Raw genomic sequence first — 22,183 nt, 5'->3', positions numbered from 1 at the left:
AGTGGGGGCTCGTCGCGCATGGTAGGCTGACCCGCTTCGACCTTCCTGCGCAACATGCCCACCACTCGTCGAGAAAAGGACAGGGAGACCGCCAGCGTCGCGCCGGCCGCGTGGAGCATCGACGACGCGCCCGCCGACGTGGTGTGCAAGCCCGCCGACTATCCCAGCGAAACCGCCATCGCTCCGCACCGGCATGCGCGCCACCAGTTGGTCTACGCGCTGCACGGGCTGATGGTGGTGCGCTCCGGCCAGGGCCACTGGGTGGTGCCGAGCACCCGCGCGCTATGGATGCCGGCCGGCACCGTGCACAGCGTGCGCTGCGTCGGCACGCTGGGGATGCGCAGCCTGTACATCCGCCCCGGCGCGATCGCCGGCATGCCGGCGCAGCCCACGGTGATGGCGGTGGAGCCGCTGCTGGAAGCGCTGATCCGCAGCGCCGCCAGCGTGCCCTGGGACCACGCCGCCGACTCGCGCGACGGACGCCTGATGCGGCTGATCCTGGACGAGCTGCACGCCCTGCCGGCGCTGCCGCTGCACCTGCCGCAGGCGCACGATCCGCGCCTGCTGCGCATCGGTGCCGCGCTCGATGCCGATCCCGCCGACGGCACCACCCTGCACGACTGGGCGGCGCGGCTGGGCGTGGACGTCAAGACCATCCAGCGCCTGTGCCGGCGCGAACTGCAGATGAGCTTCGGCCAATGGCGGCAGCAGCTGCGCCTGCTGCGCGGGCTGGAACGGCTGGCCGCCGGCGACCGCATCATCGACGTGGCGCTGGAACTGGGCTACGACAGCCCCAGCGCGTTCACCGCGATGTTCAAGCGCCAGTTCGGCCAGCCGCCGAGCCAGTTCTTCCGTTAGCGGCGCCGAGCGCGCGGCGGCGGCAGCGCAGCGGTGCCACATCTGCTGCCGCGCGGCCGCCACCGCCGCCTGCAGGCTGGGGGCGCACGATCAGGCAGCGGATTCGGATCTGGAAGCGGCGGACGCGCGGCGTTCGCTGATGCGTTCGACCGTCTGCATGTGCTCCGTGCCCCACTCGCACAGCCCTCCCAGTGCGGTCGCCAGGGATTGCCCGAAAGGGGTCAGCGAATACTCGACCTTGGGCGGGATCTCCTGGAAGTCGATGCGCGCGACGACCTGATCGCGCTCCAGCTCCTTGAGTTGCTGGATCAGCACCTTGTCGGTCACGCCGCCGATGGCGCGCCGCAATTCGCCATAGCGATGAACGTTCTTCGCCAGGTTATAGAGAATCAGCGGCTTCCACTTGCCGCCGAGCACGGACAGGGCGGCCTCGAGACCGCAACTGAAAGTGGTGTTGGCCATGATCCGATCGCTCCGAAGGTACTTACCTGATGGTGCATACTATTCAAAATAAAAGTACGGATCTACAGTTGCGCCTCGACATTCTCTGGAGCGCATCATGAGCAGGCTCAACGGCAAGATTGCAGTGGTTACCGGCGGCAACAGCGGCATCGGTCTGGCAAGCGCGGTGCGCTTTGCGGCCGAAGGCGCCCAGGTCGTCATCGTGGGACGCCGGCAGGAAGAACTGGACAAGGCACTGCGCCTGATCGGTGCCGACGCCATCGCCATTCAGGGCGACATTTCGAGGCTGGACGATCTGGACCGCGTCTTCGCCCAGGTCCAAGCCGCCAAGGGCCGCATCGACGTGCTGTTCGCCAATGCGGGGCTGGGCGACTTCCAGCCGCTGGGATCGATCACCGAAGACTCCTTCGACCGCACCTTCGGCATCAACGTCAAAGGCACGCTGTTCACCGTGCAGAAGGCGTTGCCGCTGATGCGCGCCGGCGGTTCGGTGATCCTGACCGGCTCGACCACCGGCACCATGGGCACACCGGCGTTCAGCGTGTACAGCGCCACCAAGGCCGCGCTGCGCAATTTCGCCAGGAGCTGGGCGCTGGACCTGAAAGGCACCGGCATTCGCGTCAACGTGCTTTCGCCCGGGCCGATCTCGACGCCGGGCCTGGATCTGGCGCTGTCCAGCACGGGCCAGCAGGAGGCGATCATCGACGGCATGACCGCGCAGATCCCGTTGGAGCGCATTGGCCGGGCGGACGAAGTCGCGGCGGCGGCGTTGTTCCTGGCGTCGGACGAGAGCAGCTTCATCACCGGCAGCGAAATGTTCGTGGATGGCGGGTTCGCGCAGGTTTGATTGATCTGCGCTGTCGAGGCGCTGCGGCCAATGACCGCAGCGCATCTGCCGCAGGCCGGAACGGGTGACCGCCTCATCGGCGTGGCGGTCGCACTCGGCTAGGACGGTTCGAGCGCCAGTTCGGCCAGCCGCCGAATCGATTCTCTCCCGCTATCCCGTGAACCGTGTCACGGTCCGGTCAGACCCGCAGGCGCAGGATGCGCGCACCACCGACCGGAGCACCGCCATGACCCGTTCCCTCTCCCTCGCCGTGTGCCTGCTGCTGGGCCTGAGCGCCATGCCGCCGCTGGCCGCCGCCGCAGCCAGGCCGCAGACCGCGCAGCAGTCGCTGATGGCCCAGTGTTCGGCCCAGAACAAGGGCAAGAAAGGCGACGACTACAAGGCCGCGCAGAAGGCCTGCCTCAGCGGCAGCAGTGCTGCGCCGGCATCGGGCAACGCCTCGCAGCAACGGATGAAGGACTGCAACGCCAAGGCGGCCACGCAGAAACTGCAGGGCGATGCGCGCAAGACCTTCATGAGCGGCTGTCTGAAGAAGCAGTGACCGGTCCGGCCGCCTGGGCCGCGAACGTGGCATGGACGCGTGCCGCAGGCAGGCCGCGTCCAGCGCAGGGAACGGCTAGGCCGCAGGATCGGCGGCGCGGTTCGCTGACGGCATGCGGCCGCTCTGCGCCGCGGCAGGATCGACCGCGCCATGCTCGACCGGGATCGGCACGTAGTCTTCGCTGAAGGCGACCTCGCCCGGCCGCCATCCGGCACGCCGACGCACCGCGCCCCAGAACCGCTTCAACCCCTCCAGTTGCAGCGCGACCAGGCCCAGGTCGTTGTCGCGATCCACCATCGGATCGCCGACCCCGGTGGGACGCACTGGCTCGCCGTACAACGCGGTGCCGAACAGCACGTCCCAGAACGCGAACACCTGGCCGAAATTGCAGTTGTGCAGGTTCGGCCGCTGCGGGTCCACGCGCATGTGGTGCAGGCGGTGGAAGCGCGGATCGACCAGGAGTTTGTCCAGCACCGGCCCGAAGCCGAAGCGCACGTTGGCGTGCGACAGGTTCTGCACCAGTTCGCCGAGCAGCATCAGCCAGGCGAACTCGTCGGCGGCGATGCCGAACGCCACGCCCACCGCGGCCAGCACGAACGATTGCAGCGCACCGTCCAGGTAGTTGCTGCGATCGTTGGCCCAGCAACTGAGCTGGCGCTGGCTGTGGTGCATGCTGTGCATCGCCCACCACCACGGCAACCAGTGCTGGATCCGGTGCATCCAGTAGTAGGTGAAGTCGTAGGCCAGGTAGTACAGCGCGAACAGCGCCAGCGGATGCCGGTCCAGCCATGGCCAGGCGTGACGCAGGCCGGATGCCGGCGCCGCCGCAGCGCTCGCGTCGGCGCCGCCCAGCGCATTGGCCAGCGGGGTCAGGATCAGGAACGAGAACAGCGGGAACACCCCGACCAGCATCAGCCAGGTGTAGTGGAAATCGATCCTGGCCAGGCGCCGGTGCTCCCAGCGCTCGGCCGGCCACAGGCTTTCCAGCGGGCGGAACAGCACGCCGATGATGCACAGCTGCAGCGCCGCGATCAGCAACGAAGCGGCGATCTCGCGCGGGTCGTCGCTGAGTCCGGTCAGGTGCAAGGCGGCCAGCAGCGGCGCCACCGCATGCTCGGCCACCGCGGCGACGACGACAGACCAGGCATGCGCGATGGACAACATGAGGACGGCTCCTGGCCTGCGGACACGACGACGCCGGCGCGGCCGCCGGGCAGATGGGCGTGTCGTCCATCCCCGCGCGGAACGCGCCGGCAGCGAAGCTGCGGAGTGGAACTGGCCGGCCGCCAGCGGGCGGCGCGCGGCGCGACCCGACCACCCAGTCTGGCGCTACGCCACGCACCGCCCGCCGACAGCACGCCAACCCCGGCGCGACCTGCACGAGGATGGACGACACGCCTTAGCGTGGCGGCCGATCCTTTCGCCTGGCTGTCGTTCGCGCGTGCCTGTCGCCGGGGGCGATCGTCCTGGCTGCGGCGCCCAGGTCGCCGCGGCCGCGCGTGGCTCGGGCCGGGGCGCGAGTCAGGCCTGCGCCAGCGCCTGCCGCAGGTCGGCGAGCAGGTCGTCGATGTGTTCGATGCCGACCGACAGGCGCACCGTGTCCTCGCTGACCCCGCTGCGCTCCAGTTCCTGCGCCGACAGCTGCCGGTGCGTGGTCGAGGCCGGATGGGTGGCCAGCGATTTCGCGTCGCCGATGTTCACCAGCCGGGTGAACAGCTGCAGCGCGTCGAGGAAGCGCGCGCCGGCGGCGCGGCCGCCGCGCAGGCCGAAGGTGAGCACGCCCGAGCCGTGCCCGCGCAGGTACTTCTGCGCCAGCGCATGCTCCGGATGCCCGGGCAGGCCGGCGTAGTTGACCCATTCCACCTTGGCCTCGGTCTGCAAGTGCTTGGCCACCGCCAGCGTGTTCTGATTGATCCGGTCCATGCGCAGCGGCAGCGTCTCGATGCCCTGCAGGAGTTGGAAGGCGTTGAACGGCGACAGCGCCGCGCCGGTGTTGCGCAACGGCACCACCCGCGCGCGGCCGATGTAGGCGGCCTCGCCCAGCGCCTCGGTGTAGACCACGCCGTGGTAGCTCACGTCCGGTTCGTTGAGGCGGCGGAAACGCTGCGCGTGCGCCGCCCACGGGAACTTGCCCGAGTCCACGATCGCCCCGCCCAGGCTGGTGCCGTGCCCGCCCAGGTACTTGGTCAGCGAATGCACCACGATGTCGGCGCCGAAGTCGATCGGCCGCAGCAGGTACGGCGTGGGCACCGTGTTGTCGACGATCAGCGGCACGCCGTGCGCATGCGCGATCGCGGCGACCGCTTCCAGGTCGGTGACGTTGCCGCGGGGATTGCCGATCGACTCGACGAAGATCGCCTTGGTGCGGTCGTCGATCAGCCCGGCGAACGCGTTCGGATCGCGGTAGTCGGCGAAGCGGGTTTCGATGCCAGACAGCGGCAGCGTGTGCGCGAACAGGTTGTAGGTGCCGCCGTACAGCGCGCTGGAGGAGACGATGTTGTCGCCGGCCTCGGCGATGGTCTGGATCGCGTAGGTCACCGCGGCCTGCCCGGAGGCCACCGCCAGCGCGCCGATGCCGCCTTCCAGCGCGGCGATGCGCTGCTCCAGCACATCGGTGGTGGGATTCATGATGCGGCTGTAGATGTTGCCCTGCACCTTCAGGTCGAACAGGTCGGCGCCGTGCTGGGTGTCGTCGAAGGCATAGGCCACGGTCTGGTAGATCGGCACCGCCACCGCGCGCGTGGTCGGATCGGGGCGGTAGCCGCCATGCACGGCGATGGTTTCCAGCTTCCAGTTCGGGTCGGACATGGGCGGGTCTCGGCAAGAGGAGCCGAGACGATAGCGCCATGCGTGGCGGCGGATGCAAACCTGCGGTTATGAGGCCATGCCGCGGGGTTGTCAGCGCATGCGGACGCGGACGCGGGCGCTTGCGCGGCTGAGCGGCCGCGCCGATGCAGCGGTGCGCAGTCGCCTCGTATCATGGGTTGGTCTGCACGCAGGATGCTCCCCGATGAACCACGCCGCCGCCCGCCCATTCTCGCTGTTGCTCCTGGTCCTGCCCGTGTTCGCGCGAGCTGCGCCGTCGCCGTCCTACGTCATGGAGCAATGGAGCCAGCCAGGCAATTGCGCTACGCCGCAGCAGCGGCATGCTGCCGATCGCGCGTCCGGCGACGGCGTTTCCGCGAAGATCCTGACGCAACGCTATCTCGGCGTGCTCGACGCGGTGATCGCCGGCGACGAGGCGGCCTTGAAGTTCGCCCATCTGTGCGACCGCTTCGACGTCGATTTCTTTCCCGGCATGCTGCCGCCCCCACGCGCCGAGCCGTGGAATCCCTCGCCACCGCAACCGGTCGGCAGCGTCTTCGTCGCCTACGTCGACGCACCGGGCACCGCATTCCAGCAACGGATCGAAGCGACGTACACGCCGGAAGAGGCGTCGCTCTCGCTCTCCATCAGTTCGCACGCGGATACCGCGGCATCCGCGGATGGCGAGCAGGGTTACCGCTATCGCGACATGGACGGGGTGTGCCCGCTGCGGCTCGGCCAATTGGCGGACAGGCTCGCCGCCGCCGGATTCTCCAAGCAGTACTACTCTCTGGAGCCGCCCAGCCAGGCGTTCGCGGAATCGGACTATGGCGTCAGCGCCAGCTTCCGGCGCGACAAGCTTGCCGTCGGGGCCACGTTGCAAGGCCTGTTCGTGGAACAACGCGCCCACCCCGAGGCGGCATGCGTGGCGGAAATCTCTCTTTCCCTGGCGAAATAGGCGCCACGCGCCACTGCATGGCGGAAAAAAACCGGCGCCGTTGCAACGGCGCCGTCCACCGATCGGGCAATGAACGCGAGCGGCGCTTCGCCGCGCCTCAGGCCTTCTGGAACGTGAGGTGCCCGCCTTCGGCGCCGACGTTGATGGTGTCGCCGCTCAGGAACTGCCCGGACAGGATCTGCTGCGCCAGCGGGTTTTCCAGTTGCGACTGGATCGCGCGCTTCAGCGGTCGCGCGCCGTACACCGGATCGAAGCCGACGTTGCCGAGCAGTTCCAGCGCGCGGTCGCTGAGTTCGATCTTCAGCCCGCGCTCGGCCAGGCGCTTCTCCAGGCCGCTCAGCTGGATGCGCGCGATCGACTTGATCTGCGCCTTGTCCAGCGGATGGAACACCACGATGTCGTCCAGGCGGTTGATGAATTCCGGGCGGAAATGCGTCTGCACCACGCCCATCACCGCCGCCTTCATCTGCGTGTAGGCCTCGGCCGAGCCGTCGCCGCTCAGTTCCTGGATCTGGTGCGAGCCCAGGTTCGAGGTCATCACGATGACGGTGTTGCGGAAGTCCACGGTGCGGCCCTGGCCGTCGGTGAGGCGGCCGTCGTCGAGCACCTGCAGCAGGATGTTGAACACGTCGCTGTGCGCCTTCTCCACCTCGTCGAGCAGGATCAGCGAATACGGCCGGCGCCGCACCGCCTCGGTCAGGTAGCCGCCTTCCTCGTAGCCGACGTAGCCCGGAGGCGCGCCGATCAGCCGCGCCACCGAATGCTTCTCCATGAACTCGCTCATGTCGATGCGGATCATCGCCTCGCTGCTGTCGAACAGGAACTCGGCCAGCGCCTTGCACAGCTCGGTCTTGCCGACGCCGGTCGGACCCAGGAACAGGAACGAGCCGCTGGGCCGGTTCGGGTCGGACAGGCCGGCGCGCGAACGCCGCACCGCGTCGGATACCACCTTGATCGCCTCTTCCTGGCCGACCACGCGCCGGTGCAGTTCGTCCTCCATGCGCAGCAGCTTGTCGCGCTCGCCCTCGAGCATCCGGTTGACCGGAATGCCGGTCCAGCGCGATACCACCTCGGCGATCTCCTCGGCGGTGACCCGGTCCTGCACCAGCTTGAAATCGTGGTGCTCGGCATCGCCGGCCGCGGCCAGCTGCTTCTCCAGGTTCGGCAGCAGGCCGTACTGGATCTCGCTCATCTTGGCGTAGTCCTGCCGGCGCTGCGCCGCTTCCAGCTCGACCCGCGCCTGCTCGATCTGCTCCTTGATCCGGGTCGCGCCCTGCAAGGTGGCCTTCTCCGAACGCCACACCTCGTCGAGGTCGGAGAACTCGCGCTCGAGCTTGTCGATGTCGCTTTCCAGGTCGGCCAGGCGCTGCCGCGAGGCCTCGTCCTTTTCCTTCTTCAGCATTTCGCGCTGGATCTTGAGCTGGATCAGCCGCCGCTCCAGGCGGTCCAGTTCCTCGGGCTTGGAGTCGATCTCCATGCGGATGCGGCTGGCGGCCTCGTCCATCAGGTCGATCGCCTTGTCCGGCAGCTGGCGGTCGGCAATGTAGCGGTTGGACAGCGTGGCCGCGGCGACGATCGCCGGGTCGGTGATCTCCACGCCGTGGTGCACCGCGTAGCGCTCCTTCAGCCCGCGCAGGATCGCGATGGTGTCCTCCACCGTCGGCTCGCCGACGAACACCTTCTGGAAGCGACGCTCCAGCGCCGCGTCCTTCTCGATGTACTTGCGGTACTCGTCCAGCGTGGTGGCGCCGATGCAGTGCAGCTCGCCGCGCGCCAGCGCCGGCTTGAGCATGTTGCCCGCATCCATCGCGCCGTCGGCCTTGCCGGCGCCGACCATGGTGTGCAGTTCGTCGATGAACAGGATGACCTGGCCTTCGGTCTTGGACAGGTCGTTGAGCACGCCCTTCAGCCGTTCCTCGAACTCGCCGCGGAACTTGGCGCCGGCGATCAGCGCGCCCATGTCCAGCGACAGCACGCGGCGGCCGCGCAGGCCTTCCGGCACTTCGCCGTTGACGATGCGCTGGGCCAGGCCCTCGACGATGGCGGTCTTGCCGACGCCGGGTTCGCCGATCAGTACCGGGTTGTTCTTGGTGCGCCGCTGCAACACCTGGATGGTGCGGCGGATTTCCTCGTCGCGGCCGATCACCGGATCCAGCTTGCCGCTCTCGGCGCGCGCGGTGAGGTCGATGGTGTACTTCTCCAGCGCCTGGCGCTGGTCCTCGGCGCTTTCCGACTGCACCGTCTCGCCGCCGCGCAGCTTGTCGATGGCCGCTTCGAGCTTCTTCTTGTCGGCGCCGGCGGCGCGCAGCGCCAGGCCCAGCGCGCCGGCATCGTCGGCCGCGGCCAGCACGAACCACTCGCTGGCGATGAACTGGTCGTTGTGCTGCTGCGCCAGCTTGTCGGTCTGGTTGAGGAGCCGGCTCAGGTCGTTGCCGATCGACAGGTTGCCGGGCTGGCCGCTGACCTTGGGCAGCTTGTCCAGCGCCTCGCCCAGCCGCTCGCGCAGCACCGGCACGTTGACCCCGGCCTGCGCCAGCAGCGGCCGGGTGCTGCCGCCGGACTGGTCGAGCAGCGCGGTGAACACGTGCACCGGCTCGACGATGGTGTGGTCGCGGCCCACGGCCAGCGACTGGGCGTCGGCCAGCGCCTGCTGGAAACGCGACGTGAGCTTGTCCATCCGCATTGGGAAGTTCCTCTGAAAGGGGGGGCCGGCCGCGCCGGCATGCTAGTCAAATGCGGTTGGCGCGGCATGTTTCAAGGCCGCGGCGCGGTCTGTATACGTCCGCGCCGCCTGGCGGAGCGCCTGGCGAGGGGCTGCCGTGACGGCCGCGATGCGCGCGTGCGCCCTGCCGGGCCGCGGCCCGGCAGGGCGCCTTCGCCAGCGCACGGTTCCCTGCGCCGGTCGCCGCACGGTCACACGCCGCTACCGCTACAGCCCCTACCCTCGCGCTTCCGAACCTTCCCGCACAGGAGCCGCAATGCACTACGACCTCTACTACTGGACCGGCATCCAGGGCCGCGGCGAGTTCGTGCGACTGGCGCTGGAGGATGCCGGCGCGGCCTACCGCGACGTCGCCCGCGAGGAAGGCGACGCGGTCCTGCAGCCCTTTCTCGACGGCGAGCAGCCGGGCGCGCGGCCGTTCGCGCCGCCGTTCCTGAAGGCCGGGCGGCTGGTGATCGCGCAGGTCGCCAACATCCTGCACTACCTGGGCCCTTCGCTGGGACTGGTGCCGGACAGCGAGTCGCGGCGCATGCAGGCGCTGCAAATGCAGCTGACCATCGCCGACCTGGTGACCGAGATCCACGACAGCCACCACCCCATCGGCAGCGCGCTGTACTACGAAGACCAGAAGCCGGAGGCGCGGCGCCGCGCCGAGGACCTGCGCACGCAGCGGCTGCCCAAGTTCCTCGGCTATTTCGAGCAGGTCATGAGCCAGGGCGGCGGTCGCCACGCATTGCGCGAGCACTCCTACGTGGACCTGTCGCTGTTCCAGCTGATGAGCGGACTGGACTACGCGTTCCCCGGCGCGATGAAGAAGCTTTCGCCGAAGCTGCCGCAACTGCGCGCCCTGCAGCAGCGGGTGTCCGATCGTCCCGCCATCGCCGCGTATCTGGCGTCGGAGCGGCGCCTGCCGTTCAACGACAACGGGATTTTCCGGCGCTATCCGGAGCTGGATGGCTGATGCGTGATGCCTGCAGGCCTTCGGCACCGACACTTGGTCGAAGGCATGCGGTCCGTGTCTTCGTTCGTCGCGGCTGAAGCCGCTCCTACATGGGGCCTGGGGTGCCCGCTGGTGCGCGCATGTCAGCCGCGTCGTCGCTGCGGTTCCATGTTGCCACCGGCAAGGCGTACTCCTATCAAGCCAACAGCCCTCAGGTCCGCACCAACGCCGCACGGATCGCCTGCAGTTGCTTGCGCACGGCCTCGGCCTGCGTCGGACCCAGGCGCAGCAGCGCCTTCTGCCCGACCGACAGCGACTCCAGCGCCGGATCGACGAAGCGGTACTTGCCGGTGCGCGCATCGGCGGTCACCGCCGGCGGCGCTGCCGGCACCGGCGCCTGCAGCAGATGGTCGATCACCTGCACCAGGCGGTCGTTGAAATAGCCCTTGGGATAGCCCAGCTCCACATACGCCTGCTGGAACAAGGGATAGAAGCGCCGGTACGCGGCCACCATCGCGCCGGCATCGGCCTGGGTGAAGGCCTGCACGTACGGGGCATAGCGTTGCGCGTTGGCCGCGTCGATCACGCTGGCGCCGGCCGCATCGGTGGCGACCTGCAGTTGACCAGGCACCGGCTTCAAGACCAGGGTGCGCGCGGCGACGCGGCGCTGCGGCAGGTTGTCGATCATCGTCACCGCGCGCTGGATCAGATGGTCGCGGATCAACAGCGCCAGCGGCGCGTCGCTGCCGGCCAGCGTCACCAGTTCGGCCCACGCCGCCGCGTCGCTGTCGGCCAGCGCCGGGATCGCCGCATCGGCGGCGGCGGCGGGATCGATCGGATGCTGGATCGGCGGCGGCGCTGGCGGTGTGGCCACGGGCGCGGACGGCGCCGCGCTCGGCGCAGCGGGCGGCGCCACCGCAGCAGGCGCAGGCGTTGCGCCACGCAACAGCGCGCTCAGGTTGTCGCGGAACAGCCACGCCGCGGCAGCGGCCACCAGCACAGCGACCAGGATCCAGGGCCAGGGCGAATGACGTGGCTGCATGGTGTCCGGTTCTCCGTTGAACAGTGGCAGGTGTGACCACTGCGCTCGCCGCCGGTTCCACCGCGGGACGGCCAGCGTTCAGCCTCGGCGCGCGGCGCCGGCGCACGCGGGGCGCGCGACGCTAGCCAGTGGCCCCTTCGCCGAAGGCGATGCGCGCACCGACCCAGTCGGCGACGATGGCGGCGGCAACCTGCTCGGCCTGCGCCGCCGGCATCGCCTTGTGTTCGATCAGCCAGCGCGCCGTCGCCGCGCGCGCCAGCGGCAAGGCGTTCAACGCTGCCTTGCGATCCGCTTCAGACCACAGCGCCGCATCGCGCCAGCCGGCGATCGCCGCCGCCGGATCGCGCCTGGGTGCTGCGTCTTGCGGCCGCTGCAGAAGCAGCAGTGGCGACTGCGTGGCCTGCAGCGAGAGCACGCGCCATCCTGCGAAATCCGCGTAGCGCATCGTGCCGGCATCGTCGGAGGCCTTGTCGATCAGACTGGCAAACGCCTTGTACAGTTGTTTCCACGCCGGCTGGTCGAACAGGCCCGGCTGCGGCGCGCAGATCGGTGCGTCGAGATCGCGACTGGACCCGTACAACGGCCCCATCGCCTCATAGGCGGCCTTGCCCTGCTGCGCGAACACGAAACAATGCACGTAGGGGCGCGGGTCGGGACCCGTGGTGGCGTCCACGCTGTAGCCGCTGCGTTCGATCCACAGCCGCAGCAGGGTCAGATCGCGCGCTTGCGCGGCCTGGCGGTCGGCCGGCGCGGCAGCGTCGAGCATCCCGGCCGCCACCGGATCCTGCTGGCGCAAGGCGGCGCCGGCAGCGGCGAATCGCGCACGCGCTTCGGACGCGCCGACCCCTGCGGCCGGCACGAAGCGGTGCAGATACACCAGCCAGGCCGAGGCCAGCCCGCCGTCGTAGGCGCGCAATTGCACGGCTGCCGCGGCCGGCGCAGCGGGAATCCCTGCGACGATGCGATCGAAGCGCGCCGCCTGCGGCGCGAACTGGCTGTCCAGCGTGCGTATCCGCGCCTCGATCCGCTGCTTCAGGCAGGCGCCCGGATCGGGTTGCGTCAGGCAGCCATCGCGCTGCGCCAACCAGGCCTGCTGCGCGCTGCGCACGCCTTGCCGCTGCGCGGTCGGCACCACGGCCACGAGCGCCGCATAGCGCCGGGCCAGCGATTCGTCGGCGGCGTCCAGTCGCTTGTCCGTGCACAACAGCCGCTCGACCGCGCTGGACGCCTTGGCGCAGTCGAACGACACCGCCCCGGCCGGGGATATCCACGCCAGCGCCAGTGCCAGCACGCCCGCGCGCAGGCCATTCTTCCTGTCCATTCCACCCTCCGCTCGCGCGCCGGCGCGATGCCGACGCCGATTGTCGCCCAGTCAGTCCACCAGCACCGCGCGCGGCTTCTGCAGCGACAGCAGGCCGAGCAACGCGGCCAGCACCACGTAGCCGCCGACGAACTGCCAGGCGATCAGCCTGGGCAGGCCGCTCAGCGTCCACGGCAGGTAGATGCCGCCGCGCGGATCCACCGAATGGATCAGCCCGAACAGGGTCAGCGCAGCGGCCACCAGCAGGAACACCGCGGCGCGGCGCAGGCGCCCATCGACCATCGCCGCCACCGCCGCGGTCCACAGCATCGCGGTGATGATGAAGCCGTTGCCCAGGGTGAAGATCACCGCCAGTTCCGGCAGCCCGTGGCCGTCCAGCGTGGTGGTCAGCGCGGCCAGCTTGTCCGGCGGAATCCAGCCCGGCGCCTTGATCGCCAGCAGATAGGCCACCGACGGCAGGAAGCCCAGCACCATCGCCCCGGCGTGGCGCTTGGGCGTGGCCTGGAACGCCTGGGTGGTGATGTCGATGGCCACGTACACGATGATCGGCGCCAGCACCGCCAGCGGCAGCCACTGCACCAGCCCGGCGACCAGCCCGAGCATGCCGCCCAGGCCGATGAACAGCCCGGTCAGCAGCGTGTAGCCGCTGCGCGCGCCCATGTGCTTGTAGGCCGGCTGGCCGATGTAGGGCGTGGTCTGGGCGACGCCGCCGCAGACGCCGGCGACCAGGGTCGAGCAGGCCTCGACCAGCAGGATGTCGCGGGTGCGGTAGTCGTCGCCGGCGGCGCGTGCGCTCTCGCTGACGTTGATGCCGCCGACCACCATCAGCAGGCCGAACGGCAGCAGCAGCGGCAGCAGCGGCACGGTGTCGGCCAGGCCGGCGACGAAGCCCAGGCTCGGCCACGGCAACACCAGGTGCGGCGCCACCCACTGCGGCGCCTGGTAGCCGGGAATGCCGAAACCGGCCGCGTTCGACCAGTAGTACAGGCCGGTGCCCAGCACCAGCGCCAGCGGCACGCCCGGCAGGCCGTACGGCAGCCGGCCCTTGGCGATCAGCACGTACAGCAGCAGGCCCAGCACCACCAGCCCGACCAGCGGCGCGCGCAGCGTTTCCAGCAGCGGCAGGAAGCCCATCAGCACCAGCGCGATGCCGGCGATCGAGCCGAGCAGCGCGGCCCGCGGCAGCGCGCGGGTGACCGCATCGCCGAAGAACGACAGCACGGTCTTCAGCAGGCCCATCACCACCAGCGCGGCCATGCCCAGGTGCCAGGTGGCGAGCGCCGCGGCCTGCGGGTCCAGGCCCTGCTGCTTGTAGCGCACGAACGCGGGGCCGAGCACCAGCAGCGCCATGCCGATGCTGGTCGGCGCGTCCAGGCCCAGCGGCATCGCGGTGACGTCGCTGCGCCCGCTGCGCGCGGCCAGCCGGCGCGCCATCCAGGTGTACAGCAGGTTGCCGATCAGCACGCCGAACGCGGTGCCGGGAATCATCCGCGTATAGATCACTTCGGCCGGGAACTGGAACAGCCCGACCAGGGCCAGGGTGATGAAGCCGAGGATCGACAGGTTGTCGACCACCAGGCCGAAGAAACCGTTGAGATCGCCGGCGACGAACCAGCGCGGGCGCGACGAAACAGGAGCGGTGCTGGGCATGCGGGCGGTGGCTGCGTTGGGGGTCGATGGATGGTAATGGAAGCGGCGCCTGCGGATTGGCGCGCGAACAGGGATGCAGCATCCCGGCTTGCGCCTCTGCGCGGCGGCTACAGATCCAGATGCAGGAACTGGTTGAACGCGCTCGGCACGTAATCGGCGAACGCCGGTCCATTGCGGAAACCGCGTCGCCGGTACAGGCCCAGCGCCGCGTCGAAGGCCGCGCCGCTACCGGTCTCCAGGCTCAGCCGCTGCAGGCCGGCGGCGCGTGCGGCGGCGACGATGTGCTCGAGCAGCGCCGCGGCCGCGCCCTGGCGCAGGAAGTCCGGATGGGTACGCATCGACTTCAGTTCGCCGCCACCATCGTCGAGCACGCGCAGCGCACCGACCGCGGCCAGCGCGTCGCCGCGCCAGACACTCCACACGGTCACGTCGGCGCGCTGCAGTCCTGACAGGTCCAGCGCATACACGCTGCCCGGCGGCGACTGGGCATGCATCTGCTGCAGGTGGTACGCGAGCAGCGCACGCACCGCCTCACCGGACAGATCGTCCTGGCGGATCGAAAACGTCACCGCCCCGCCCTTCCGAATCCCCACTCCCCACTCCCGAATCCCGGCTTCAAAACGACACCTCCACCGGTTGCCGCGACCACAGCACCGACTGGTGCCCGGTCGCCTGCTTCCACGCCAGCCGGATCGCCTCGATGTCGGCGCGGCGCTGCGGGGTGTCCTCGTGCAGGATCACCAGCACCTTGGTGTTGAGCCGGTTCGGCTCCTTGGCGCCGCGGAACAGCCACTGCCCGTAGGCATCGAACACGGTCAGGCCGTCGGGGAAGCGCGGCGTGACCTGCTTGTCCAGGAACGCGCGCCATTGCGCCTCGCTGATCGGCTCGGCCTGCGGGCGATCGGCCGGACCGCTTTCCTCGCCGACCCCGAAGTACAGCTCGCTGCGCACCCAGCCGCTGGCCTGCGCCGGCCGCGCGGCATCGCCCTGCATGGCGGCGCCGACCTTGGCCGGCGCGGTGGAAGCGGACGGCGCGACGCTGGCGCAGGCGGTCAGGGCCAGGAACACGGCAAGCAAGGGGGCACGCAACAGCATTGGCAGGTCTCGGAAGCGGAACGGAAGGACGCGATGGTAGGCGACCGTGGCGGCGCGCGCCCGATAACCGCCGGGCATCAGCTCATGCCGAACGCGGTGGAACGGACGGCTCGCCGCCGCGTTAACGATAAGATAATATATCGCTTCATCCGGATGGATGTACCCGAATTGTATTCCGCCTGCGCGGCACGGACCACCGCCGCAGCGGTCTTTGCGTCACCGCAGGAGAGAGCCCCCCATGTCATATCCGTTCGCCCGCCCGCTGAGCCTGGCCATCGCCCTGGCCCTGTCAGCCCCCGCCCTGGCCCAGCAGGCCGATCCCGGCACCGCGACCAACCTGGACACGGTGATCGTCACCGGTACCCGCGCCAGCGGCCGCACCGTGCTCGAGTCCACCGCGCCGGTGGACGTGCTCAGCGCCGAGGACATCCGCAAGGCCGGCGTGGTCAACGGCGAACTCGGCAGCGCGCTGCAGGCGCTGCTGCCCTCGTTCAACTTCCCGCGCCAGTCCAACTCCGGCGGCGCCGACCACATCCGCGCCGCGCAGCTGCGCGGGCTCTCGCCCGACCAGGTGCTGGTGCTGGTCAACGGCAAGCGCCGCCACACCTCGGCGCTGGTCAACACCGACAGCAAGATCGGCAAGGGCACCACCCCGGTGGACTTCAACTCGATCCCGATCAGCGCGATCAAGCGCATCGAAGTGCTGCGCGACGGCGCCGGCGCGCAGTACGGCTCGGACGCGGTGGCCGGGGTGATCAACGTGATCCTCGACGACGATCCGGACAGCGGCGCGCTGGAAGCCAGCTTCGGCGCCAACCACACCGACGTGAAGCCGATCGACCGCACCGTCACCGACGGCCAGACCAGCTACGCCAGCGCCAAGGTCGGCACCCGCCTGGGCGAGGACGGCGGCTTCTTCAAGGTCGGCCTGGAACTGAAGAACCGCGAGGGCACCAACCGCGCCGGCTACGACCAGATCCCGCCGTTCGAGGCGCAGACCCCGGCCAACCTGGCCCTGGCCGGCAAGCGCAACTACGTGCTCGGCGACGGCGCCAGCAAGGACCTCAACGCCTGGATCAACGGCAAGCTGCCGTTCGGCCAGACCAGCGAGTTCTATTTCTTCGGCACCTACAACCAGCGCGACACGCAGGGCGCCAACTATTTCCGCTATCCCGACAGCGACGCCAACTGGACCGAGGTCTACCCGAGCGGCTACCGCCCGGTATCGCTGGGCGAGAACCGCGACATCCAGAGCGTGGCCGGCGCGCGTGGGCAATGGGGCGAGTGGGCCTACGACGCCAGTGTCGACTACGCCCGCAACGACTTCACCTACCGGCTGAAGAACTCGCTCAACGCCTCGCTCGGCCCGGGCAGCCCGACCCGCTTCAAGACCGGCGACTACGCCTTCGAGCAGAGCGTGGCCAACCTCGACCTGAGCCGCAGCTTCGACGCCGCCGGCGCCACCCACACCGTCGGCAGCGGCGTGGAATTTCGCCGCGAGCATTACCGTACCCGTCCCGGCGACCCGGCCAGCTATGCCGCTGGCGCCTACACCGACCGTCCCACCGGCGCCCAGGCCGGCGGCGGGCTGACTCCGCAGGACGCGGCCGACCTGTCGCGCAACGTCGCCAGCGCCTACGCCAGCGTGTCCAGCCAATTCGGCGACAAGTTCTCCACCGACCTGGCCGCGCGCTACGAGCACTACCAGGATTTCGGCGGCGAACTGACCGGCAAGCTGGCCGCGCGCTACGAGTTCGTGCCGGCGTTCGCGCTGCGCGGCGCGATCTCCAACAACTTCCACGCACCGTCGCTGAGCCAGATCGGCTACGAAGCCACCTCCAGCGGCTACGACGCGGCCGGGCAGCTGCTGCAGGGCCGACTGCTGTCGGTCAACAACCCGATCGCGCAGGCGCTGGGCGCGAAGGACCTGAAGCCGGAGAAATCGGTCAACTACAGCCTCGGTTTCACCAGCCGCATCGGTTCGCACTTCGACCTGTCGCTGGACCTGTTCCAGATCGACATCGACGACCGCATCGCGCTGTCCGAAGACATCAGCGGCGATGCATTGACCGCGTTCGTGGCGCAGAACTTCGGCGTCACCGGCCTGCAGAGCGCCAGCTTCTTCGTCAACGCCGCCGACACCCGCACCCGCGGCGCGGAACTTGTCAGCAACTGGCGGCAGGCGCTGGGCGACGGCCAGCTGCAGTTGACCGGCACCTGGAGCTACGCCAAGACCGAACTGAAGAACCTGGTCGCCACGCCGCCGCAGCTGCTGGCGCTGAATCCGGACTACGTGCTGTTCGGCGTGGAGGAGAGCAACACCCTGACCGACGCCGCGCCGCGCACCCGCGCCCAGTTCGCGGTGAACTGGAGCAACGACCGCTGGGCGCTGCAGACCCGGGTCAGCCGCTACGGCAGCGCCACCCGCGTGTTCGACTTCGGCGACGGCTACGTGCCGCGGCAGACCTACGGCGCCGAGTGGCAGCTCGACGCCGAGGTCGAGTACCGCATCACCACGCAGTGGAGCGTGGCGCTGGGCGGGCAGAACCTCACCGACAACTACTCCGACCGCTCCAACACCGACATCTACTACTTCGGCAACCTGCCCTACGACGTACTGTCGCCGATCGGCAGCAATGGCGCTTATTACTACGGGCGTGTGCGGTTTACCTTCTGACGAAGGTGGGGAGTGGGGAAACGGGAATAGGGAATGGGTAAAAGCAAGAGCCGCGCGTCGGCTCCCGCTTTTGCTATCCCATTCCCCGTTTCTCCATCCCGATTCCTGACAACGGAAGGGAATAGGGATGGATCAGGAGCCAACGCTCCTGCCTTTCCCATTCCCGACTCCCCATTCCCGATTCCCAGCCCCCACTCCACTTGGCCCTAACGCTGTCTCGTTCATCATGAACGCATGGCAGACGCGCTCCCCCTCCGACCGCCGCCGCCGCGCCTGGACGATGCCTGCGCATTGTTCCTGGACGTGGACGGCACCCTCATCGAATTCGCCGATCGCCCCGACGGCGTACACCTGCTGCCCGAGGTGCGCGAGGCGATCGGCCGCATCAGCGACCGCCTGCACGGCGCGCTGGCGCTGGTCAGCGGCCGCCCGCTGGCGCAGCTGGACGCGCTGTTCGCGCCGCTGCGCCTGCCGGCCGCCGGCCTGCACGGCCACGAACTGCGCAGCGACATCAATGCCCGCGCCGCGATGCCGGCCGATACTTCGCAGTGGCTGCACGGCTTGCACCAACGCGCCGCGCACCTGCGCCAGGCGCATCCCGGCGTGCTGGTCGAAGACAAGGGCGCCAGCCTGGCGCTGCACTGGCGCGCCGCGCCGGAGGCCGGTCCGCAGGTCCTGGCCTTCGCCCAGGCGCAGATCGATGCGCTGCCCGGCTACCGCCTGCAGCCCGGCGACCACGTGGTCGAGTTCGTGCCCGAGGGCAGCGACAAGGGCCTGGCGCTGACCGCGCTGCTGCAGCAGCCGCCGTTCCAGGGCCGCCGCCCGGTGTTCGTCGGCGACGACCTCACCGACGAGTTCGGCTTCGCCGCAGCCAATGCCGCCGGCGGCTGGAGCGTGCTGGTCGGCGCGCGCGAACACAGCGCGGCGACGTTCGCCTTGCCCGATCCGCGCGGCGTACACGCCTGGTTGCGTGACAACGCCGCATGAGTACCGTGCCCAGCGGCAGCGCCCCGCTTCGCCCCCTCCCCGACCGCGCACAAGGATCCGCTTCCTCCATGAGCTCCCCCACTCTCGACCTCGGCGTGATCGGCAACGGCAGTTTCGGCGCGCTGGTCGACAAACAGGCACGCGTGGTGTGGAGCTGCCTGCCGGCGTTCGACGGCGACCCGGCGTTCTGCGCGCTGCTGTCGCCGCGCGACCACGACGGCGGCGATTTCAGCATCGAACTGGAGGATTTCGCCGACAGCGAGCAGCACTACCTGGCCAACACCGCGATCCTGCGCACCGTGCTGCGCGACGCGCACGGCGGCGCGGTGGAAGTGATCGACTTCGCGCCGCGCTGGCGCAACCACGGCCGCTTCTACCGGCCGGTCAGCATCATCCGCCAGGTGCGGCCGCTGTCCGGCAATCCGCGCATCCGCGTCCTCGCGCGGCCGCTGGCCGACTGGGGCGCGCGCAAGCCGGAAAGCACCTGGGGCAGCAACCACGTGCGCTGGCTGCTGCCGGAGTTCACCCTGCGCCTGACCACCGACGTGCCGGTGCGCTTCATCCGCGACGAGCTGCCGTTCGTGCTCAGCCATCCGGTCAACCTGATGCTCGGCGTGGACGAATCGCTGACCCGCTCGCTGACCGGCTACATCCAGGAAGCGCAGGAGCGCACCGAGGAATACTGGCGCGAATGGGTGCGCTACCTGTCGGTGCCGCTGGACTGGCAGGACGCGGTGATCCGCAGCGCGATCACCCTGAAGCTGTGCCAGTACGAGGACAGCGGCGCGATCATCGCGGCGATGACCACCTCCATCCCCGAAGCGCCGGACACCCCGCGCAACTGGGACTACCGCTACTGCTGGCTGCGCGACGCCGCCTTCGTGGTGCGCGCGCTGAACCGGCTCGGCGCCACCCGCACCATGGAGCAGTTCCTCGGCTACATCTTCAACATCGCCACCACCGACGGCAGCCTGCAGCCGCTGTACGGCATCGGCTTCGAGGCGGCGCTGGAAGAACACGAAGTGCCGTCGCTGGCCGGCTACCGCGGCATGGGGCCGGTGCGGCGCGGCAACCTGGCCTGGATCCAGAAACAGCACGACGTGTACGGCAGCGTGGTGCTGGCGTCCACGCAATTGTTCTTCGACCTGCGCCTGAAAGATCCCGGCGACAAGGACACCTTCCTGCGCCTGGAACCGCTGGGCGAGCACGCGTTCGCGCTGCACGACGTGCCCGACGCCGGGCTGTGGGAATTCCGCGGCCGCGCCGAGGTCCACACCTACACCAGCGCGATGTGCTGGGCCGCCTGCGACCGCCTGGCCAAGATCGCCGCGCGGCTGGGCCTGGACGCACGCGTGGCGTACTGGCGCGAACGTGCCGACACCATCCACGCGCGGGTGCTGGCCGACGCCTGGAGCGCCGAGCGCGGCCACTTCACCGACACCTTCAACGGCCATCGCCTGGACGCCTCGCTGCTGTTGCTGGCCGACATCGGCTTCATCGCCCCGGACGATGCGCGCTTCGTCGCCACGGTCGAGGCGATCGGCCGCGACCTCAAGCACGGCGACGCGCTGTACCGCTACGTGGCGCCGGACGATTTCGGCGCGCCGGAAACCAGCTTCACCATCTGTACGTTCTGGTACATCGACGCGCTCGCCGCGATCGGGCGCAATGACGAAGCGCGCGAGCTGTTCGAGCGCATCCTCGCGCGCCGCAATCACCTGGGCTTGCTGTCGGAGGATCTAGCCTTCGACAACGGCGAGGCCTGGGGCAATTTCCCGCAGACCTATTCGCATGTCGGGTTGATCATCGCAGCGATGCGCTTGTCGCGCAGCTGGCAGGAGGCTTCATGAGCAGACTCGTAGTGGTATCCAACCGCGTGGCCTTGCCCGGCGAGAACCGCGCCGGCGGCCTGGCGGTGGGCTTGCTCGCCGCGTTGAAGGAACGCGGCGGGGTGTGGTTCGGCTGGAGCGGCAAGACCGTGCGCGGCGACAGCGGCGCGATGCACGAGCAGACCCAGGGCGACATCCGCTTCGTCACCATGGACCTCAACCGCGCCGACCTGGACGCGTACTACAACGGCTTTGCCAACCGCACGCTGTGGCCGCTGCTGCACTTCCGCCTGGACCTGGTCGACTACGACCGCGCCACCCGCGAAGGCTACCGCCGGGTCAACGCGATGTTCGCCGAGAAGCTGGCGCCGCTGCTGCGCGAAGACGACACGGTGTGGATCCACGACTACCACCTGATCCCGCTGGCCTCGCTGCTGCGCGAGCGCGGCATCGGCTGCCGCATCGGCTTCTTCCTGCACGTGCCGTTCCCCTCGGCCGACCTGATCCAGGCCCTGCCCGATCATGCGCGGCTGTTCTCCGGCTTCTACGCCTACGACCTGGTCGGCTTCCAGACCCAGCGCGACGTGGACCGCTTCCAGGCCTACGTGCGCCTGTTCGGCGGTGGCAAGGTGATCAAGGACGGCGTGCTGGAAGCGCCCGGCGGGCGCCGCTTCCGCGCCGAGAAATTCCCGATCGGCATCGACACCGAACTGATCGCGCAGCAGGCGCGCGCGGCGGTGACCAAGCCGGCGGTGCGCGACCTGCGCAGCAGCCTGCGCGACCGCCAGCTGGCGATCGGCGTGGACCGGCTGGACTACTCCAAGGGCCTGCCCGAACGCTTCCTCGGTTTCGAGCGCTACCTGGAGCGGCATCCGGACCAGCGCGGCAGCCTCACCTATCTGCAGATCGCGCCGGTCTCGCGCGGCGATGTCACCGAGTACAAACAACTGCGCAACCAGCTCGAACAGATCGCCGGACACATCAACGGCGGCCACGCCGAGCCGGACTGGACGCCGCTGCGCTACGTCAACCGCAACTTCACCCACGCCACGTTGACCGGCTTCTACCGCGCCGCGCAGGTCGGCCTGGTGACGCCGCTGCGCGACGGCATGAACCTGGTGGCCAAGGAATACGTGGCCGCGCAGGATCCGGAGAATCCGGGCGTGCTGGTGCTGTCGCTGCTGGCCGGCGCCGCCGACGAACTGAAGGAAGCGCTACTGGTCAATCCGCACGACCTGGACGGCGTCGCCGATGCGATCGCCACCGCCGCCTCGCTGCCCAAGGCCAAGCGCATCGAACGCTGGCAGACCATGATGGAGCACCTGCGCAAGAACGACATCGGCGTGTGGCGGCAGCGCTACCTGCAGGCGCTGGAGCGGCGCTGATCCGCACCTGCCGCGGCGGCGCCATCGCCGCGCGCGGCAGGCACGCCACCGCACGCAGAACGCA

General features: G+C 69.5%; 18 protein-coding genes. 9 read left to right on the top strand and 9 right to left on the bottom strand.

From position 1 onward, the window contains the following. The first annotated feature begins 54 nt into the window (after positions 1 to 54). Positions 55 to 858 carry a helix-turn-helix domain-containing protein gene (locus AB8810_RS06345; protein ID WP_369915866.1) on the top strand — a complete coding sequence of 268 codons (804 nt, stop codon included), beginning with the start codon at positions 55 to 57 and terminating at the stop codon, positions 856 to 858. A gap of 90 nt (positions 859 to 948) precedes the next feature. On the opposite strand, the gene AB8810_RS06340 is transcribed toward AB8810_RS06345, so the two are convergent. After that, positions 949 to 1,320 (bottom strand): helix-turn-helix domain-containing protein, encoded by a 372-nt coding sequence (locus AB8810_RS06340; protein ID WP_191824362.1) that lies wholly within the window; start codon positions 1,318 to 1,320, stop codon positions 949 to 951. Between the two features lie 97 nt (positions 1,321 to 1,417). Between AB8810_RS06340 and AB8810_RS06335 the strand changes: the two genes are divergently transcribed. Continuing rightward, positions 1,418 to 2,167: an SDR family NAD(P)-dependent oxidoreductase gene (locus AB8810_RS06335; RefSeq protein WP_369915865.1), complete on the top strand. Its 750-nt coding sequence runs from the start codon at positions 1,418 to 1,420 to the stop codon at positions 2,165 to 2,167. A gap of 226 nt (positions 2,168 to 2,393) precedes the next feature. After that, the gene (locus AB8810_RS06330) at positions 2,394 to 2,708 is read left to right on the top strand and encodes a PsiF family protein (RefSeq protein WP_179566602.1); all 315 of its coding nucleotides are present in this window, start codon (positions 2,394 to 2,396) and stop codon (positions 2,706 to 2,708) included. A 75-nt stretch (positions 2,709 to 2,783) separates the two neighbouring features. Here the strand turns inward: AB8810_RS06330 and AB8810_RS06325 are convergent, their stop codons facing one another. Both AB8810_RS06325 and AB8810_RS06320 read right to left on the bottom strand, forming a co-directional pair. After that, positions 2,784 to 3,872 (bottom strand): sterol desaturase family protein, encoded by a 1,089-nt coding sequence (locus AB8810_RS06325; protein WP_369915864.1) that lies wholly within the window; start codon positions 3,870 to 3,872, stop codon positions 2,784 to 2,786. A 357-nt stretch (positions 3,873 to 4,229) separates the two neighbouring features. Then, on the bottom strand, positions 4,230 to 5,516 hold the full coding sequence (locus AB8810_RS06320) for an O-acetylhomoserine aminocarboxypropyltransferase/cysteine synthase family protein (RefSeq protein ID WP_206230508.1): 1,287 nt from the start codon (positions 5,514 to 5,516) through the stop codon (positions 4,230 to 4,232). A gap of 202 nt (positions 5,517 to 5,718) precedes the next feature. Here AB8810_RS06320 and AB8810_RS06315 point away from each other — a divergent pair, with 202 nt between their 5' ends. Then, entirely contained in the window at positions 5,719 to 6,471 is a 753-nt protein-coding gene (locus AB8810_RS06315; protein ID WP_369915863.1) for a hypothetical protein, read from the top strand. Between the two features lie 97 nt (positions 6,472 to 6,568). Here the strand turns inward: AB8810_RS06315 and clpB are convergent, their stop codons facing one another. Then, entirely contained in the window at positions 6,569 to 9,154 is a 2,586-nt protein-coding gene (gene clpB / locus AB8810_RS06310; protein WP_369915862.1) for an ATP-dependent chaperone ClpB, read from the bottom strand. Positions 9,155 to 9,449: 295 nt separating this feature from the next. On the opposite strand from clpB, the gene AB8810_RS06305 reads away from it, so the two are divergent. Further along, entirely contained in the window at positions 9,450 to 10,154 is a 705-nt protein-coding gene (locus AB8810_RS06305) for a glutathione S-transferase (protein ID WP_191824368.1), read from the top strand. 190 nt (positions 10,155 to 10,344) lie between these two features. Here the strand turns inward: AB8810_RS06305 and AB8810_RS06300 are convergent, their stop codons facing one another. The 5 genes from AB8810_RS06300 to AB8810_RS06280 form a co-directional block, all read right to left on the bottom strand. Continuing rightward, on the bottom strand, positions 10,345 to 11,175 hold the full coding sequence (locus AB8810_RS06300) for a DUF3014 domain-containing protein (protein WP_369915861.1): 831 nt from the start codon (positions 11,173 to 11,175) through the stop codon (positions 10,345 to 10,347). Positions 11,176 to 11,296: 121 nt separating this feature from the next. Continuing rightward, complete coding sequence (locus AB8810_RS06295; protein WP_369915860.1) at positions 11,297 to 12,496, bottom strand: lysozyme inhibitor LprI family protein; 1,200 nt, start codon at positions 12,494 to 12,496, stop codon at positions 11,297 to 11,299. A gap of 51 nt (positions 12,497 to 12,547) precedes the next feature. Next, positions 12,548 to 14,146 carry a hypothetical protein gene (locus AB8810_RS06290; RefSeq protein WP_369915859.1) on the bottom strand — a complete coding sequence of 533 codons (1,599 nt, stop codon included), beginning with the start codon at positions 14,144 to 14,146 and terminating at the stop codon, positions 12,548 to 12,550. Positions 14,147 to 14,253: 107 nt separating this feature from the next. Then, the gene (locus AB8810_RS06285) at positions 14,254 to 14,715 is read right to left on the bottom strand and encodes a GNAT family N-acetyltransferase (protein WP_318241168.1); all 462 of its coding nucleotides are present in this window, start codon (positions 14,713 to 14,715) and stop codon (positions 14,254 to 14,256) included. A gap of 46 nt (positions 14,716 to 14,761) precedes the next feature. Beyond that, on the bottom strand, positions 14,762 to 15,241 hold the full coding sequence (locus AB8810_RS06280) for a DUF3574 domain-containing protein (RefSeq protein WP_179566617.1): 480 nt from the start codon (positions 15,239 to 15,241) through the stop codon (positions 14,762 to 14,764). 238 nt (positions 15,242 to 15,479) lie between these two features. Between AB8810_RS06280 and AB8810_RS06275 the strand changes: the two genes are divergently transcribed. The 4 genes from AB8810_RS06275 (at position 15,480) to otsA (ending at position 22,119) form a co-directional block, all read left to right on the top strand. Beyond that, positions 15,480 to 17,918, top strand: coding sequence for a TonB-dependent receptor plug domain-containing protein (locus AB8810_RS06275; RefSeq protein WP_369915858.1), 2,439 nt, complete (start codon positions 15,480 to 15,482; stop codon positions 17,916 to 17,918). 234 nt (positions 17,919 to 18,152) lie between these two features. Beyond that, positions 18,153 to 18,905 (top strand): trehalose-phosphatase, encoded by a 753-nt coding sequence (otsB, locus tag AB8810_RS06270; protein ID WP_191824372.1) that lies wholly within the window; start codon positions 18,153 to 18,155, stop codon positions 18,903 to 18,905. A 68-nt stretch (positions 18,906 to 18,973) separates the two neighbouring features. Next, complete coding sequence (locus tag AB8810_RS06265) at positions 18,974 to 20,755, top strand: glycoside hydrolase family 15 protein (RefSeq protein WP_369915857.1); 1,782 nt, start codon at positions 18,974 to 18,976, stop codon at positions 20,753 to 20,755. Then, positions 20,752 to 22,119, top strand: a complete 1,368-nt coding sequence (gene otsA / locus AB8810_RS06260; RefSeq protein WP_179566625.1) for an alpha,alpha-trehalose-phosphate synthase (UDP-forming) — start codon at positions 20,752 to 20,754, stop codon at positions 22,117 to 22,119. Before AB8810_RS06265 ends, otsA begins: the two co-directional genes overlap by 4 nt. The last annotated feature ends 64 nt before the right edge of the window (positions 22,120 to 22,183 follow it).

The sequence above is a fragment of the Xanthomonas sp. NCPPB 3005 genome (genome assembly GCF_041228095.2).
Classification (GTDB): domain Bacteria; phylum Pseudomonadota; class Gammaproteobacteria; order Xanthomonadales; family Xanthomonadaceae; genus Xanthomonas_A; species Xanthomonas_A bonasiae.
This window is presented reverse-complemented; position numbering and strand designations above follow the sequence as displayed.

What these genes read in the sequence shown, in the direction of transcription:
- AB8810_RS06330 (WP_179566602.1), top strand. Translation starts at nt 2,394, where the DNA reads ATGACCCGTTCCCTCTCCCTCGCCGTGTGCCTGCTGCTGGGCCTGAGC.
- AB8810_RS06280 (WP_179566617.1), bottom strand. Translation starts at nt 15,241, where the DNA reads ATGCTGTTGCGTGCCCCCTTGCTTGCCGTGTTCCTGGCCCTGACCGCC.
- AB8810_RS06315 (WP_369915863.1), top strand. Translation starts at nt 5,719, where the DNA reads ATGAACCACGCCGCCGCCCGCCCATTCTCGCTGTTGCTCCTGGTCCTG.
- AB8810_RS06300 (WP_369915861.1), bottom strand. Translation starts at nt 11,175, where the DNA reads ATGCAGCCACGTCATTCGCCCTGGCCCTGGATCCTGGTCGCTGTGCTG.
- otsA (WP_179566625.1), top strand. Translation starts at nt 20,752, where the DNA reads ATGAGCAGACTCGTAGTGGTATCCAACCGCGTGGCCTTGCCCGGCGAG.
- AB8810_RS06320 (WP_206230508.1), bottom strand. Translation starts at nt 5,516, where the DNA reads ATGTCCGACCCGAACTGGAAGCTGGAAACCATCGCCGTGCATGGCGGC.
- AB8810_RS06340 (WP_191824362.1), bottom strand. Translation starts at nt 1,320, where the DNA reads ATGGCCAACACCACTTTCAGTTGCGGTCTCGAGGCCGCCCTGTCCGTG.
- AB8810_RS06295 (WP_369915860.1), bottom strand. Translation starts at nt 12,496, where the DNA reads ATGGACAGGAAGAATGGCCTGCGCGCGGGCGTGCTGGCACTGGCGCTG.
- AB8810_RS06305 (WP_191824368.1), top strand. Translation starts at nt 9,450, where the DNA reads ATGCACTACGACCTCTACTACTGGACCGGCATCCAGGGCCGCGGCGAG.
- AB8810_RS06265 (WP_369915857.1), top strand. Translation starts at nt 18,974, where the DNA reads ATGAGCTCCCCCACTCTCGACCTCGGCGTGATCGGCAACGGCAGTTTC.
- AB8810_RS06275 (WP_369915858.1), top strand. Translation starts at nt 15,480, where the DNA reads ATGTCATATCCGTTCGCCCGCCCGCTGAGCCTGGCCATCGCCCTGGCC.
- clpB (WP_369915862.1), bottom strand. Translation starts at nt 9,154, where the DNA reads ATGCGGATGGACAAGCTCACGTCGCGTTTCCAGCAGGCGCTGGCCGAC.
- AB8810_RS06345 (WP_369915866.1), top strand. Translation starts at nt 55, where the DNA reads ATGCCCACCACTCGTCGAGAAAAGGACAGGGAGACCGCCAGCGTCGCG.
- otsB (WP_191824372.1), top strand. Translation starts at nt 18,153, where the DNA reads ATGGCAGACGCGCTCCCCCTCCGACCGCCGCCGCCGCGCCTGGACGAT.
- AB8810_RS06290 (WP_369915859.1), bottom strand. Translation starts at nt 14,146, where the DNA reads ATGCCCAGCACCGCTCCTGTTTCGTCGCGCCCGCGCTGGTTCGTCGCC.
- AB8810_RS06325 (WP_369915864.1), bottom strand. Translation starts at nt 3,872, where the DNA reads ATGTTGTCCATCGCGCATGCCTGGTCTGTCGTCGTCGCCGCGGTGGCC.
- AB8810_RS06335 (WP_369915865.1), top strand. Translation starts at nt 1,418, where the DNA reads ATGAGCAGGCTCAACGGCAAGATTGCAGTGGTTACCGGCGGCAACAGC.